Genomic DNA, 13,736 nt, shown 5'->3' on the forward strand with positions numbered 1-13,736 from the left:
CATCTTGCGCGGCGGAAGACAAGGTCCGTCAACGCATGCCGGAAGGACTATCATGACCGTTTCACCCAAACCCGCCTCCTCCGTGATCGTCAGACGCGGCGAGAAATTCCTGCTCGTGCGCAGGGCCAATCCGCCGGCGCAGGCGATGTATGCCTTTCCCGGCGGCAAGGCAGAGGAAGGCGAGACGGCCGAACAGGCCGCAATCCGCGAACTGGCCGAGGAAACGGGGCTTGTTGCCGCGTCCGCCCGAAGATATGCCGTCTACGACCTGATCGACCGCGACGACGATGGGCGCATCACGAGCTTCTACCGGCTCAGCGTCTTTCTCGCGGATGTCGACGGGGCAGCCGTCGCGGCCGCTGCCGACGATGCCGATGACCTCGGCTGGTACGCGCTTGAGGAAATCCGCGCCCTGAACGTGCCGACCAGCGTGCTCGAATGCGCCGAAAGGCTCGCATCGCCGGATTGAACTGTGGCGCGGGCGTCACAGCGACGCGGGAACAATCGCGGCGATGCCGGCGCGTTAACCGGCTGTTCACTTTTTATGGCAGCGCCGCTGACAGAACGACCAAAATGTTGATACGATAGCGACCGAACGACCAAGAACGAGAAGCCAGCAAGGAACAGAGATGAAGCCGAATGCCAACGAAATCGACGACATGATCGTGCGCGAAAAGATGCAGGCGGCTCTCGAATACCAGAACGAAGCTTGGGCCGACGGCGTTGCCGACGGCATCGAACCCGAGATCATCGCCGATGCGGCGCTGGCGCTCGCCATGCGAGAAACCGTCCGCATGATCGGCGAGGAAGGCGCGGAGGCGATGCTGGAATCGCTGCGCGAACGCATGCTGGCCGGTGAGTTCTCGCCCGATCGCATCCTCCAGTAATCCCGGCCTGGCTGCCGAGCCGCCCGCCTCTGCGCATTGACGAATGCCGCTTCGCGCGTGACAAATCGGATCGCGATTCGATCCGCGCCGCGCATGAAAGGGACGACCATGGCATTGATCCACCTTCCGGACAGAGCCTTCATCACGCTTGAGGGCGAAGACGCCGAAGCGTTTCTGCAGAACCTGATCACCACCAATATCGAGGGGCTTGTCCCCGGCGAGGCCTGGCCCGGCGCGCTGTTGACGCCACAGGGCAAGATCATGTTCGATTTCCTGATTTCCCGCGGACCGGACGGCTTTCTGATCGAGACCCATGCCGGGGACCGGGCCGCGCTCGCCCGGCGGCTGATGCTCTACAGACTGCGCGCCAAGGTGACGATCGCAACGCCGGCTCATGACGGCGCCACGGCGATCGTCGGCGAGGACACTATTCCGGACGGCGCTGTTGCGGACAGGCGCTTTTCGCTCTCCGATGTCGCGCTCTTCCGCCTGCCCGATCGGCTGGACGGCGCAGCGGATGATCCCGAGACTTATACCGCCCTGCGGATCGAAGCCGGCGCGGCGGAGATGCACGCGGATTTTGCCGCCGAAGACGCCTTTCCCCATGACGTTCTCTACGACAAGAACGGCGGCCTCAACTTTCGCAAGGGCTGCTATGTCGGCCAGGAAGTGGTCTCGCGCATGCAGCATCGCGGCACGGCGCGGCGAAGGCTGGTGAGACTGGAGGCCTCGGAGCCCTTCAACACGGATCAGGGCGCGGTCGAGGCCGGCGGCAAGAGCGCCGGCAGTCTCGGCTCGGTCAGCGGACATGTCGCAATGGCCATCGTGCGCATCGACCGGATCGCGGCGGCCGCCGGCGATGTCGCCGTCGCCGGCTTGCCGGTCAGCGTCACGCCCTATGCCTGGAGCGGCATATCGCTCGAGGCGAGCGGCGCGGAGAGCGAATGACCATGGCCAGAACCGATGCCCGGGCCTGGCAGCGCATGCTGTCTGGCCGCCGCCTTGACCTTCTCGATCCCTCCCCCCTCGATGTGGAGATCGCCGACATCGCCCACGGGCTGGCCCGCGTTGCCCGCTGGAACGGCCAGACGGTCGGCGCCCACGCCTATTCCGTTGCCCAGCACAGCCTTGTTGTCGAGACGATCTTCCTCCATTGCCACAAGGCCAGTCCCGAAGATTGCCAGATGGCGCTTCTGCATGATGCGCCCGAATATGTGATCGGAGACATGATCTCTCCGTTCAAGGCGGTCGTCGGCGGCGGATACAAGAGCGTGGAAAAGCGGCTGGAATCGGCCGTCCACCTGCGCTTCGGCCTGCCGCCGCATCCCTCGCGCACGCTGAAGGCGCGAATCAAGGCTGCCGACCGCATCGCCGCCTATTTCGAGGCGATCACCCTTGCCGGCTTTTCGCGCGCCGAGGCAAAGCGCTTTTTCGGCGAGCCCAACGGGGTGTCGATCGAGATGCTCGCGATCGAGCCGATGGCGACGACCGATGCCCAGACGCGCTTTCTGGCACGGTTCTCCGAGATAGAGGCCGAGCGCGCCAGCCGGGAGGCGTCGGCGAAGGGGAGCGTCGGATGAGCGCTGCGATCGTCGTCAGTCCGCTTGCGCGCATCGGCGAGATGGCCGCCCGCCATCAATGCCGGTCGATGCTGTCCCTGATGGCGAACGGCCATGATTTCGCCCGTCCCGGGATGATCGACCCGTCCCGGCATCTCACGCTGCGGATGAACGATATCGCCTTTGCCGGCAGCGGCAATCTCGTCGCGCCGGAGGCTTCGCATGTCGAACAGGTCATCCGCTTTGCCCGTGCCTTTGACGGGCCGATGCTCATCCATTGCTGGATGGGCGTTTCGCGCTCTCCCGCCGCGGCGCTGATCGCGGCGCTTGCGCGTGAACCTGTGCTCGATGATCTTGTGCTGGCAAAGGCGCTGCGGGCGGCATCGCCCTTTGCCACGCCGAACGCGCGTCTCATTGCCCTCGGAGACGAGGCGCTCGGCCGCAAGGGTCGTCTCGTCGAGGCGGTCGGAGCAATCGGGCGCGGGCGCGACTGTCGGCTGAACCTTCCCTTCGTGCTGGCGCCGGAGCGGCGCCTCGGCGACGAGGGCAAAGTTGCAGCATCGCTCAAGTTTTCGTAGCATGGACTTACGCTGAAAACGCCCTAGCTAGGCAGAAACCCAACGCGAACCTCCCAAAACAAGGCATTTTCAATGGATGGTATAGAGCAACAGGTCGGCGACATGTTCAAGGCGTCTGGCGATTTCGCCAACGCAATGTGGGCGCTGGTCATCACCTACACATTTTCGGTTCTGGGCGCGGTCATCCTGCTGATCGTCGGCTGGATCGTGGCTGCGCTGGTGCAGCGGTCGATCAAGAACGCATTCCTGAAATTCGAGAATGTCGACCGTACGCTCGCCGGTTTCTTCGGCAACATCGGGCGCTACGGCATACTGACCATCGTCATCATCATGGTGCTCGGCCAGTTCGGCGTGCAGACGGCCTCCATCCTTGCCGCTCTCGGCGCCGCCGGCCTGGCCATCGGTCTCGCCCTGCAGGGCACGCTGCAGAACATCGCGGCCGGCATCATGCTTCTCGTGCTGCGCCCCTTCCGCGTCGGCGAATATATCAGCACCGGCTCGATCGACGGCACGGTGCAGGAAGTCGGCCTGTTTGCCACCGAACTGAAGACGTTTGACGGCCTCTTCCGTCTGGCCCCGAACTCGACGCTCTGGAACGTCTCGATCACCAATTATTCGCGCGTCACCCAGCGCATGCACGAGCTTGCCATCGGCATAGGCTATGATGACGACCTGAAGAAGGCGATCGAGATCCTGCTCGATCTCGCCAGGAACAACGAGAACGTTCTCGCCGATCCCGAGCCCTACGCCTTCGTCAAGGAGCTCGGCGACAGCGCCGTCGTGGTGGCCATGCGCTACTGGGCCCCGGGATCCGTCTGGTGGAAGACCACCCACATCATGACCCGGGATGCGAAGCTCGCCTTCGACGAGGCCGGCATTTCCATTCCCTTCCCGCAGGTCACGCTCTCGACCCTGGACGAGGAGGAAAAGCCGCTCGAAAAGGTCGGAGACACCACAGACAAGCCCGCGGAAAAGAGCTAGGATCTGGATCGAAGTTGCCGGCCTCGCGCCGGCTTCTTTTTTCGCCTCTCGCCCATGCCGGAGCCTCACATGAAGATTGCCGCCCTCACCGTCTATCCGCTGAAAAGCGCGCGGGGCATCGCGCTCGAAGAGGCCATGTGCGGCCCGTCGGGGCTTGTCGGCGACAGGACCGCGCTTCTGACCGATCCCGGCGGACGGTTCATCACCCAGCGCGATTTGCCGGCCCTCGCCCGCCTTTCCGTTCACCGGAACGACAATGGGCTTGTTCTGGAAATGGAGGGCAGGAAGCCGGTTTTCGCCGAGCCTTTTCCCGCCGAAAGGCTTGATGTCGCGGTCTGGAGGGACACGGTCAATGCCGCAACCGCCTCGAAAGACGTCGATGAGACACTCTCGGAATGGCTCGATCGCCCGGTTCGCCTTGCCTTCTTTGACGATTCTGCCCGCCGCGTCGCAAGCCGCGACTGGGTTGAAACGGACACGCCGGTGTCCTTCGCCGACGGCTTCCAGCTTCTGGTGACCACAACGGGTTCGCTCGCCGCGCTCAATGCCGATCTTAGGGCCCACGGGGCCGAGACGGTCGGCATGGAGCGGTTCCGGCCGAATATTGTGCTCGATTGCGCGGAAGCCTGGGCGGAGGACGGCTGGACCGGCATAGAGATTTCCGGCATCCGTTTCGACTTCGTCAAGCCCTGCGCACGCTGCATCATGACCACGCAGGACCAGGCGACCGGATCGCGCGACGGCGCCAATCCGCTGCCGGCAATGGGTCGGATCCGCATGTCGGCGGACAGGCGTGTGCCCGGACCGCTGTTCGGCTGGAACACCGTGCCGCGCGGCGAAGGTCTGCTGCGCGTTGGCGATGCGGTGAAAGTCTCCGGAACGCGGGACGAGCGCTGGCCGCTGAAGCGACGGGGCTGAAGTTCAGGTCGTTTCCTGTCTCTCCAGCGCCTTCAGCGTTGCCGCGATGAAACTGTCGCGGGCGCCGTCCGGCTTGATCCCGCGCGGTTCGTAGACGTGACGATCGAGAAAGAAACCGGTCAAACGAAAGCCAGCGGAAAGACCATTCGGATCGGCGGCCTCGTTGAGATCGGTCCTCAGAAAATCCGGAAGCGCCAGCATCCGGTCGGCATAGGGCGCGCCGGCATCCCGCGACACCGCCCTGCCCGATTTCGGCGACACATAGACAAGATCGACCACGGAACCGTTGGCGGCGCAGCGCGCCAGATCAAGCCCGAAACCGAGTTCGTTCAGAAGCGCCAGTTCGAAGCGGACGAAAAGCTCACCCGCCGATGCCGGGTCATCGAGATGGGCGATGATCACCTCGACGGCTTCGCACAGGTGCCGGTGCGGATCGCGTTCCGGAAGCAGGCGCAGCAGCGCCGCCATGGCCCGCATGCCGTGCAGCGCGGTTGCCGACTGCATCAGGAGCCCAGCACGCTGGCTGAGCGGCTCCACCCGGAACTCGCCGAGATGCTCGGAAAGCCTGGCCCGCCAGATGAGCGAGACCCGGTTACCGGGTTGCAGAACCGGCCGCATGGCGCGCGAGCGTCCGCCGCGCACCAGCCCCAGATGCCGGCCATGGGCAAGCGTCATCACCTCGGCAATGGCGCTGGTCTCGCCGTGGCGGCGCATGCCCAGAACAATGCCTTCGTCCTGCCATTCCATTGCTCACACCGCCCGGCTTTCACTGCGAATAGTCGAGCCCCATCTCGCGATAGCGCTCCGGATCGTCGCCCCAGTTCTCGCGCACCTTGACGAACAGGAACAGATGGACCTTCTGTTCGAGGATCTCGGACAGCTCCTTGCGGGCGGCCATGGAGATAGACTTGATCGCCTCGCCGCCCTTGCCGAGCGCGATCTTCTTCTGGCTGTCGCGTTCCAGATAGACCACCTGCTCGATGCGCACCGAGCCGTCCTTGCGCTCTTCCCATTTCTCGGTTTCCACATGGGCGGAGTAAGGCAGCTCCTGGTGAAGGCGCAGGAAGAGCTTTTCGCGGGTAATTTCCGCGGCCAGCTGGCGCATCGGCAGATCGGAAATCTGGTCCTCGGGATAGTACCACGGGCCCTCCGGCAAGGCTTTCGACAGATAGTCCATCAGGTCGTCGCAACCCGAACCATTGGTGGCCGAGATCATGAAGGTCTGCTCGAAACCGATCGCCTCGTTGGCGGCCGCCGCAAGCTTCAGCAGGTCCTCGTGGCGAACGCGATCAATCTTGTTCAGCACCAGGATCTTCGGCTGGCGGACTTCTTTCAGGCCCTCCAGAATGGCTTCCGCATCACCCTTCAGTCCGCGCTCGGCATCGATCAGCATCATGATGAGATCGGCATCGCGCGCGCCGCTCCAGGCCGCCAGCACCATGGCGCGGTCCAGCCGGCGGCGCGGCTTGAAGATACCGGGCGTATCCATGAAAACGATCTGGGCATTGTCATGAATGGCAATCCCGCGCAACGTCGCCCGCGTGGTCTGCACCTTGTGGCTGACGATCGAGACCTTGGCGCCGACAAGCCGGTTGACCAATGTCGACTTGCCGGCATTGGTCGGGCCGATCAGCGCGACGAAGCCGGAGCGGGTCGCGGCTATCTCTGCACCAGTTTCTTCGTCTGTCATTTGTTTCTCCTGCGGCTCACGCCAGAAAGCGAAAGACGATAAAACATTTTGAATTCAATATATTGTTACGCCAAACTAAACGCATTCATGAATGCGAGAAGCGTCAACTCCCGGCTGTCCAGACGCCTTCGCGCTCCAGGAGCTTTGTCGCGGCAACCTGCTCGGCCGCGCGCTTGGAGCGATCAACGCCGACCTCCGGCGCGACGCCCTTCACAGTGACCTTGACAGTAAACCGCGGCTCATGATCCGGCCCCGACCTGTCCTCGACGTGATAGACCGGTGTTTCGCCGTGATTGGCATGCGCCCATTCCTGCAGTTCCGTCTTGGCATCGCGCCTGAGCGTTACGCCGTCCTCGAACAGCGGCTTCCAGTGCATCTCGATGAAGCGGCGCGCGGGCTCCAGGCCACCCTCCATATAGATCGCCGCGATCACGCTCTCGACCACGTCGGCGCGGATCGAAAGCACGCGCTTGCCCGTCAGTTTCTTCACGTCCTGACCGGTCTTGATGAACCGGTGCAGGCCGAGATCGTCGGCGACCCGGGCGCAGGCCTCCGCGCTCACCAGCTGGTTGAGACGAACGGAAAGCTCGCCCTCGCTCGCTGTCGGGAAAAGCTTGAACAGGTTCTCCGCGATCACCAGCCCCAGCACGCGGTCGCCGAGGAACTCCATACGTTCGTAATTGCCGTCCTTGCCGCTGCGCGCGCTCGAATGGGTCAGGGCCCGCGCGATCCGTTCCCGATCCGAAAATTCGAAACCGATCAGCCTCGCCAGCGCATCGACGTCTTCCTCTCTTGCGTCCCGTGCCGCCATTCAGCCACCGATGACCTTGAACAGGCGGTCCCAACGCATGTTGAACGGCCATTTCCAGATCTCGGCGAAGGAGGTGTCGTTGCCGAGCGAGAAGAAGATCAGGCTGGCGCGGCCGACGAGGTTCTCCGCCGGCACGAAGCCGACATCGAAACGACTGTCGAGCGAATTGTCGCGGTTGTCGCCCATCATGAAGTAATGCCCCTCGGGCACGATGAATTCGCGGGTGTTGTCGCCCGGCGAATTGCGGATCTCGTCGAGCGTATCGTAGCTCACGCCATCGGGAAGGGTTTCGCGGAAGACCGGGATGTCGCGGCCCGGATCCCGGCGGTAATCGGAGGTGAAGGTGCCGTCGGCGGTGCGCGGAACCGGCTCCCCGTTCAGGTAGAGAATGCCGTTCTGCACCTGGACCCGGTCGCCCGGCAGACCGATCACGCGCTTGATGTAGTCGACACTCGGATTCGGCGGATAACGGAACACCACGACGTCGCCGCGATCGGGATCGGAGCCGAAAATGCGGCCCTCGAAGAGGTTGGGCGAGAACGGCAGCGAATAGCGCGAATAGCCGTACGAGAACTTGTTGACGAACAGATAGTCGCCCACCAGCAGCGTCGGCATCATCGAACCGGAAGGAATGGTGAAGGGCTGAAACAAAAATGTCTTGATGACAAGAGCGAGAAGCAGCGCCTGAACAATGACTTTGACATTGCTCCAGAGCGAGCTCTCCTTTTTTTCTTCTTCTTCGGCCACGCTTTGTTTCCTTCTTACACCCAGGCAGTCCGTTTGCCTGAGCTTTAGCCCCTCCATGCGGCACGGGCAATGTTTTTAAACGAAATTGCCGCCTCTACACAGCCTCGATGATGACGAAGGCCTGGGCGAGCGGGTAGTCATCGGTGATCGTCAGGTGGATGCGCGCCGTCATCCCATCCGGCGTCAACCCGGCAAGGTGCTCGGCGGCCCGGCCGGTCAGTTCCATGGTCGGCTTTCCGCCGTCAAGATTGACCACGCCCATCTCCCGCCAGAACACGCCGCGGGCAATGCCTGTGCCGAGCGCCTTGGCGCAGGCCTCCTTGGCGGCGAAACGCTTGGCGTAGGATGCCGCGCGATTGCGTCGCTCGTCAGACCGTTGCTGCTCGATCTGCGTGAAACAGCGCGCGGTGAAGCGATCGCCGTGGCGCTCGATCGATTTCTCGATCCGTCTGATATCGATGAGATCACTGCCCATTCCGAGGATCATCGTATTGTTCTCCGCATCGGATCAGCTCTTGCTGCCCTCGGCGGCCCGGTTTTCCTGCGGCTTGTTGCCGCGCGCCTCGAGCATTGCCTGCCGCCGCTGCTGGAAGGACTGCACGGCAAAATAGGTCAGCCCGTAGAACAGGGCGCCGCTCAAAAGCGCCGGCAGCACCGCGCCGACGGCCATCGGCTCCAGCAGGGGGCGCCAGAGATCGGAGAGCTCGAAGCGATGGACCATGTCGACAAGGTCGATATGGTCGCGCCCGCCGACATCGCGCCCGAGCAGCACGCTGCCGAACCGCCAGGTGGAGAGCCAGATGAAGGGAAAGGTGAGCGGATTGCCGAAAGCCGTGCCGAGGGCCGCCGCTGCGTAATTGCCGCCGAAGAGGAAGGCCAGCAGAAAGGCCGAGAGAAAATGACCGCCGATGAAGGGCGTCCATGAGACGGCGACGCCGGCCGCAATGCCCATGGCGATCGCATGCGGCGTCGCCCTCAGCCGCACCGTGCGGTGATAAAGATAGACCGGCACGCGCCAGAAGCCCTTCTTGGGCCAGATCGCGGCGCGAAACCGTTGCCAATAGTTTGCCTGGGAACGTCTCTTAAAAAGCATCGCCTACTTTTGACATCTGGCGGAGGGATTGCAAGGGCGTAGACGGTTTCTTCGCCCGCTGCAACACCGATCGCCGGGCACGGCGACGGCGGGGCCGAAACAAGGCGCCGGGCGGATCAAGCGCATATCCGTCCGCCGGCTTCACACGCCAGATGTCGCCCGCCGAGGGCTGGCCGGTCAACCTTCCTTCTGTTCATCGGAACGGTGTTGCGGCGTCGGCCGGTTGGGGTCGAAATTGTGGTCGATATTGTCGATCACATGCTTGACGCCGTCGACCTCCTTGTCGGTGACCTTGGGACTGGTAAAGCGCTTGAAGAAGCGCGTCAGACGATCCAGCATCGCAAACCTTCCTTTCCTCGTTCGCTATGTCCGAGAGAGACAACAAGCGTTAACAGAAAGACGCGGCGAAATCGTGGAAAGTTCCATATTTTCGCGGTTGCCGCGCTATTCGAAAAGACGGTTTACCGTGGCAACGCAATCGAGCGCCTTGAGCTGGTTCAATGTCTGCGTCAACTGGCGCAGGTCCCAGACTTCCATATCCATCGTCACCTCGGCGAAATCCTCGGCGACGACCTTCATCTGGATCGCGCGGATATTGACGCCGAGCGTCGCGATCGTCTCCGTGATCCGGGCGAGCGTGCCCGGCTCGTTCAGGACGCTGATGCCGACGCGGGCGCGGAAGCGCTTGTCGTTGGTGGAATCGATGTCCCAGCGGATGTCGATCCAGCGGTCGGGCTCGTCATCGAAATGCTGCAGGTCCGGAGACTGTATCGGGTAGACGGTGATGCTGCCGTCATCTCCGGCGATGCCGACGATCCGGTCCCCCGGCACGGCGCCGGACGGCGCAAAACGCACGGTCGCTCCGGCGTTGAGTCCGCGCAGCGGAAAGCCTGCCCCCGCTTCGCCGCCATCCGTCGTTTCCGGAAGCTTGAAGGCCATGCCCTCGCCTTTCGGAAGGTTGACCCAACCTTCCTCGCTGCTCGGCTTGATCGTGACGCGCTCGTCCTTGTGGTCGGGAAAGACAGCGCGCAGCACATCGCTCGACGACATTTCGTTGCGGCCAACCGCGGCGATCACATCCTCGACATCGCTCTGTCCGAGCCGGTGCAGCACCGTCGACAGCACCTCGCGCGAAAAGGTCTTTCCGGAGCGGGCGAAGGTGCGCTCCAGGATGCGGTAGCCGAGACCGCTGTACTGCTTGCGGATTGCCGCCCGCGTGGCGCGGCGAATGGCCGCGCGCGCCTTGCCCGTGACCACGATGCCTTCCCAGGCGGGCGGGGGAACCTGAACGCCCGAGCGAATGATCTCGACCTCGTCGCCATTGTTGAGCCTGGTGACAAGCGGCATCATCCGTCCGTTCACCTTGGCGCCCACGCAGGTGTCGCCCACATTGGTGTGCACCGCATAGGCGAAATCGATCGGCGTCGCGTCCTTCGGCAGCGCGATCAGCTTGCCCTTGGGCGTGAAGCAGAACACCTGGTCCTGGAACAGTTCCAGCTTGGTATGCTCGAGAAACTCCTCGGGACTGTCGCCCTCCGCCAGCGCCTCGATCGTCTTGCGGAACCAGGAGAAGACGCTGGTCTCCTCGTCGCCCGCCTGCCCCTTCCGGGTCTTGCCGTCCTTGTAAAGCGAATGCGCGGCGATGCCGTATTCGGCGATCTCGTGCATGTGCTTGGTGCGGATCTGCAGTTCGATGCGCTGGCGCATCGGCCCGACGATGGTGGTGTGCAGGGACTGGTAGCCGTTCTGCTTGGGGTTGGAGATATAGTCCTTGAACCGCTCCGGCACCATCCGCCACGTGGTGTGCACCAGTCCGAGCGCCCGGTAGCAGGTCTCCACCTCGTCGACGATGATGCGGAATCCGTAGAGGTCCGACATCTGCTCGAAGGAGAGCGATTTCGACTGCATCTTGTTGAAGATCGAAAACGGCTTCTTCTGCCGGCCCTTGACCTTGACGTCCTGAAGGCCGTTCTTCTGCAGAAGCGCCTTCAGTTCGTCCTCGATGCTCTTGACCAGGGCCTCGTTCTGGCCGGAGAGGTCCTGCAGCTTGCCCTTGATGGTCTGGTAGGCATCCGGATTGATATACTGGAAGGACAGGTCCTCCAGTTCCTCGCGCATGTCCTGCATGCCCATGCGGCCGGCGAGCGGCGCATAGATTTCCATCGTTTCCTCGGAAATACGCCGGCGCTTGTCCGGGCGCATGTAATAGAGCGTGCGCATATTGTGCAGCCGGTCGGCAAGCTTGACCAGCAACACGCGCACGTCATCGGCGACGGACAGGAGCAGCTTGCGCAGGTTCTCCGCCTGCTGGGCCTTGCGGGAGACGAGGTCGAGCCGCTTGATCTTGGTCAGCCCCTCGACCAGCGCGCCGATCTCATCGCCGAAAAACGCGTCGATCTCGGCCCTCGTCGCCGATGTGTCCTCAATCGTGTCATGCAAAAGCGCGACCGCGATCGTGGACTCGTCCATATGCAGGTCGGTCAGGATCGCCGCGACTTCCAGCGGATGCGAGATGTAGGGGTCGCCGCTCGCGCGCCTCTGCCGGCCATGCTTCTGCATGGCGTAGACATAGGCCTTGTTGAGCAGTGCTATGTCGGCGTCGGGCTTGTATTTCTGTACCCGCTCAACAAGTTCGTATTGCCGCATCATGGCTGAAAGACCAGGCCCGGTCGGGCGAAATACGGGTCAGGCGCGGCCCGTTCTGACAGGAAAGGGAAATGCGGTGCGGGGCACATGGACCCCGCATCACGGGCAATCAGTAGTCGTCGCCCTTTTCCGGCGGAACCAGACCCTCGATCCCGGCGCGCAGCTCTTCCTCCGACATCTGGTCGAAGGGGATGGCTTCGGGCTGGTCGGGGCGGTCTGCGGTCTCTGCGCCGACATCGTCCTCGGAAGCGGCGCTCTGCGTCTGTTCGGCTTCCGGCTCGTCCACCTCGACGTGACGCTGCAGGGAGTGAATCAGGTCTTCCTTGAGGTCGTCGGGCGAAAGTGTCTCGTCAGCGATTTCACGCAGCGCGACAACGGGGTTCTTGTCGTTATCGCGGTCGACAGTGATCGGAGCGCCCTGGGAGATGAGACGCGCACGATGTCCGGCGAGCAGAACCAGGTCGAACCGGTTGTCAACTTTGTCGATACAGTCTTCAACTGTGACACGTGCCATTGACTGTCCTTTTAGGTGATTTCTGTGGAAATGCCTCTCATAGAGACTCACATATCGGAATTCAAGAGCGCATTTTCAATCCCGCCAGGGGGTTTCGGAACAAACGATGCTTTTGTCCGTTCAAGGGATATAACTATGGGTTGAATGTTTCCGCATACGTGATTAAATCACGTAAAAGTGCGACTGGCATTTTCGAGCTGCTGCCTTTATTTTGAAGGTTCTTTATTTATCGCAATTCGGGCCCGGCCCACGCAAAACTGGTTTTAGTGAAGGGTATTTTGCATGTTTGATCCGCGCGAAAAGATTGCGCTTTTTATCGATGGAGCGAACCTCTATGCCGCTTCGAAAAGCCTGGGATTCGACATCGATTATCGGAAGCTGCTGAAAACGTTCAACAACAAGGCTTACCTCCTGCGTGCCTACTATTATACCGCGCTGATCGAGGACCAGGAGTACTCCTCGATCAGGCCGTTGATCGACTGGCTCGACTACAATGGCTACAAGGTGGTGACCAAGCCCGCCAAGGAGTTCACCGATTCCATGGGACGCCGGAAGATCAAGGGCAACATGGACATAGAGCTGGCGATCGACGCGATGGAACAGTCCGCCACGGTGGACCATCTCGTCATCTTCTCCGGCGACGGCGACTTCACCACCCTTGTCGAGGCGCTGCAACGCAAGGGGCGCAAGGTTTCCGTCGTTTCCACCATGTCGACCCAGCCGCCGATGATCGCCGATGACCTGCGCCGCCAGGCGGACCATTTCATCGATCTGGTGTCGCTGCGCGGCGAAGTCGGACGCGAACCTTCAGAGCGTCCGCAGCGGCAGGCGGAGGTTGTCTCCTCGGATTTCGACGACTGACGACCAGACCCGCGCAACCGCGCGCGGCTCTGCTGTGTTACGACTGACAGCGTTATCAGAGACTGCCCGAAAACAACCTTAGGGCGAAGAAATTATCAGCCAAGCTGCTTCAGGAGCCTGCTCTTTTCGCGATTCCAGTCGCGCTTCTTGACCGTCTCGCGCTTGTCGTGCGCCTTTTTGCCCTTGCCCAGCGCCAACTGCAGCTTCGCCAGTCCCCGTTCATTGAAATAGAGCTTCAACGGAATAAGGGTCATGCCCTCGCGGTTGACCGCCGAGCGCAACCGGTTGATCTCCCGTCGGCCGAGAAGCAGCTTCCGGCGGCGGCGCGGCTCGTGGTTGAAGCGATTGCCCTGCAGATATTCCGGCAGATAGGAGTTGATCAGCCACATCTCGCCGTCCTCGTCGGAGGCGTAGGATTCGGCGATATTGGCCTTGCCCTCGCGCAGCGACT

General features: G+C 62.4%; 18 protein-coding genes. 8 read left to right on the top strand and 10 right to left on the bottom strand.

Annotated features, from left to right (window positions below; all coding sequences use genetic code 11):
• The first annotated feature begins 52 nt into the window (after positions 1-52).
• From AC5DC2_RS09595 to AC5DC2_RS09625, 7 genes are all read left to right on the top strand, one after another.
• On the top strand, positions 53-469 hold the full coding sequence (locus AC5DC2_RS09595; protein WP_024707078.1) for an NUDIX hydrolase: 417 nt from the start codon (positions 53-55) through the stop codon (positions 467-469).
• A 160-nt stretch (positions 470-629) separates the two neighbouring features.
• Positions 630-887, top strand: coding sequence for a hypothetical protein (locus AC5DC2_RS09600; protein WP_024707077.1), 258 nt, complete (start codon positions 630-632; stop codon positions 885-887).
• Between the two features lie 108 nt (positions 888-995).
• The gene (gene ygfZ, locus AC5DC2_RS09605; protein WP_491698314.1) at positions 996-1,835 is read left to right on the top strand and encodes a CAF17-like 4Fe-4S cluster assembly/insertion protein YgfZ; all 840 of its coding nucleotides are present in this window, start codon (positions 996-998) and stop codon (positions 1,833-1,835) included.
• The gene (locus AC5DC2_RS09610; RefSeq protein WP_491698315.1) at positions 1,832-2,467 is read left to right on the top strand and encodes a YfbR-like 5'-deoxynucleotidase; all 636 of its coding nucleotides are present in this window, start codon (positions 1,832-1,834) and stop codon (positions 2,465-2,467) included. Before ygfZ ends, AC5DC2_RS09610 begins: the two co-directional genes overlap by 4 nt.
• Positions 2,464-3,024 carry a tyrosine phosphatase family protein gene (locus AC5DC2_RS09615; RefSeq protein WP_491698316.1) on the top strand — a complete coding sequence of 187 codons (561 nt, stop codon included), beginning with the start codon at positions 2,464-2,466 and terminating at the stop codon, positions 3,022-3,024. The genes AC5DC2_RS09610 and AC5DC2_RS09615 overlap by 4 nt, the downstream gene beginning before the upstream one ends.
• A gap of 81 nt (positions 3,025-3,105) precedes the next feature.
• Positions 3,106-4,005 (top strand): mechanosensitive ion channel family protein, encoded by a 900-nt coding sequence (locus AC5DC2_RS09620; RefSeq protein ID WP_024707073.1) that lies wholly within the window; start codon positions 3,106-3,108, stop codon positions 4,003-4,005.
• A gap of 69 nt (positions 4,006-4,074) precedes the next feature.
• Positions 4,075-4,923, top strand: coding sequence for an MOSC domain-containing protein (locus AC5DC2_RS09625; protein ID WP_491698317.1), 849 nt, complete (start codon positions 4,075-4,077; stop codon positions 4,921-4,923).
• Positions 4,924-4,926: 3 nt separating this feature from the next.
• On the opposite strand, the gene recO is transcribed toward AC5DC2_RS09625, so the two are convergent.
• From recO to rpoZ, 9 genes are all read right to left on the bottom strand, one after another.
• Entirely contained in the window at positions 4,927-5,670 is a 744-nt protein-coding gene (recO, locus tag AC5DC2_RS09630; protein WP_024707071.1) for a DNA repair protein RecO, read from the bottom strand.
• Between the two features lie 19 nt (positions 5,671-5,689).
• On the bottom strand, positions 5,690-6,613 hold the full coding sequence (era, locus tag AC5DC2_RS09635) for a GTPase Era (RefSeq protein ID WP_491698318.1): 924 nt from the start codon (positions 6,611-6,613) through the stop codon (positions 5,690-5,692).
• A 103-nt stretch (positions 6,614-6,716) separates the two neighbouring features.
• A complete protein-coding gene (gene rnc / locus AC5DC2_RS09640) occupies positions 6,717-7,424 on the bottom strand; it encodes a ribonuclease III (protein WP_491698319.1) in 708 nt (235 codons plus the stop codon).
• The gene (lepB, locus tag AC5DC2_RS09645) at positions 7,425-8,171 is read right to left on the bottom strand and encodes a signal peptidase I (protein ID WP_024707068.1); all 747 of its coding nucleotides are present in this window, start codon (positions 8,169-8,171) and stop codon (positions 7,425-7,427) included. It abuts the gene before it with no gap.
• A gap of 94 nt (positions 8,172-8,265) precedes the next feature.
• Complete coding sequence (acpS, locus tag AC5DC2_RS09650; protein WP_491698320.1) at positions 8,266-8,658, bottom strand: holo-ACP synthase; 393 nt, start codon at positions 8,656-8,658, stop codon at positions 8,266-8,268.
• Positions 8,659-8,679: 21 nt separating this feature from the next.
• Entirely contained in the window at positions 8,680-9,264 is a 585-nt protein-coding gene (locus tag AC5DC2_RS09655) for a DUF2062 domain-containing protein (RefSeq protein WP_024707067.1), read from the bottom strand.
• Positions 9,265-9,441: 177 nt separating this feature from the next.
• Positions 9,442-9,603 carry a hypothetical protein gene (locus AC5DC2_RS09660; protein ID WP_491698321.1) on the bottom strand — a complete coding sequence of 54 codons (162 nt, stop codon included), beginning with the start codon at positions 9,601-9,603 and terminating at the stop codon, positions 9,442-9,444.
• Positions 9,604-9,708: 105 nt separating this feature from the next.
• The gene (locus AC5DC2_RS09665; protein WP_491698322.1) at positions 9,709-11,913 is read right to left on the bottom strand and encodes a RelA/SpoT family protein; all 2,205 of its coding nucleotides are present in this window, start codon (positions 11,911-11,913) and stop codon (positions 9,709-9,711) included.
• A gap of 106 nt (positions 11,914-12,019) precedes the next feature.
• On the bottom strand, positions 12,020-12,424 hold the full coding sequence (gene rpoZ, locus AC5DC2_RS09670; RefSeq protein ID WP_024707065.1) for a DNA-directed RNA polymerase subunit omega: 405 nt from the start codon (positions 12,422-12,424) through the stop codon (positions 12,020-12,022).
• Positions 12,425-12,706: 282 nt separating this feature from the next.
• Here rpoZ and AC5DC2_RS09675 point away from each other — a divergent pair, with 282 nt between their 5' ends.
• Entirely contained in the window at positions 12,707-13,285 is a 579-nt protein-coding gene (locus AC5DC2_RS09675; RefSeq protein WP_024707064.1) for a LabA-like NYN domain-containing protein, read from the top strand.
• A 95-nt stretch (positions 13,286-13,380) separates the two neighbouring features.
• Here the strand turns inward: AC5DC2_RS09675 and smpB are convergent.
• Positions 13,381-13,736, bottom strand: a 356-nt coding sequence (gene smpB, locus AC5DC2_RS09680; RefSeq protein ID WP_491698323.1) for an SsrA-binding protein SmpB, incomplete at its 5' end; no start/stop codon positions are given.

The sequence above is a fragment of the Martelella sp. genome, assembly GCF_984369615.1.

Coding starts and splice junctions, on each gene's coding strand:
- AC5DC2_RS09675 (WP_024707064.1), top strand. CDS start 12,707: ATGTTTGATCCGCGCGAAAAGATTGCGCTTTTTATCGATGGAGCGAAC.
- rpoZ (WP_024707065.1), bottom strand. CDS start 12,424: ATGGCACGTGTCACAGTTGAAGACTGTATCGACAAAGTTGACAACCGG.
- AC5DC2_RS09615 (WP_491698316.1), top strand. CDS start 2,464: ATGAGCGCTGCGATCGTCGTCAGTCCGCTTGCGCGCATCGGCGAGATG.
- era (WP_491698318.1), bottom strand. CDS start 6,613: ATGACAGACGAAGAAACTGGTGCAGAGATAGCCGCGACCCGCTCCGGC.
- AC5DC2_RS09665 (WP_491698322.1), bottom strand. CDS start 11,913: ATGATGCGGCAATACGAACTTGTTGAGCGGGTACAGAAATACAAGCCC.
- AC5DC2_RS09610 (WP_491698315.1), top strand. CDS start 1,832: ATGACCATGGCCAGAACCGATGCCCGGGCCTGGCAGCGCATGCTGTCT.
- AC5DC2_RS09600 (WP_024707077.1), top strand. CDS start 630: ATGAAGCCGAATGCCAACGAAATCGACGACATGATCGTGCGCGAAAAG.
- AC5DC2_RS09595 (WP_024707078.1), top strand. CDS start 53: ATGACCGTTTCACCCAAACCCGCCTCCTCCGTGATCGTCAGACGCGGC.
- acpS (WP_491698320.1), bottom strand. CDS start 8,658: ATGATCCTCGGAATGGGCAGTGATCTCATCGATATCAGACGGATCGAG.
- AC5DC2_RS09655 (WP_024707067.1), bottom strand. CDS start 9,264: ATGCTTTTTAAGAGACGTTCCCAGGCAAACTATTGGCAACGGTTTCGC.
- recO (WP_024707071.1), bottom strand. CDS start 5,670: ATGGAATGGCAGGACGAAGGCATTGTTCTGGGCATGCGCCGCCACGGC.
- AC5DC2_RS09660 (WP_491698321.1), bottom strand. CDS start 9,603: ATGCTGGATCGTCTGACGCGCTTCTTCAAGCGCTTTACCAGTCCCAAG.
- ygfZ (WP_491698314.1), top strand. CDS start 996: ATGGCATTGATCCACCTTCCGGACAGAGCCTTCATCACGCTTGAGGGC.
- AC5DC2_RS09625 (WP_491698317.1), top strand. CDS start 4,075: ATGAAGATTGCCGCCCTCACCGTCTATCCGCTGAAAAGCGCGCGGGGC.
- rnc (WP_491698319.1), bottom strand. CDS start 7,424: ATGGCGGCACGGGACGCAAGAGAGGAAGACGTCGATGCGCTGGCGAGG.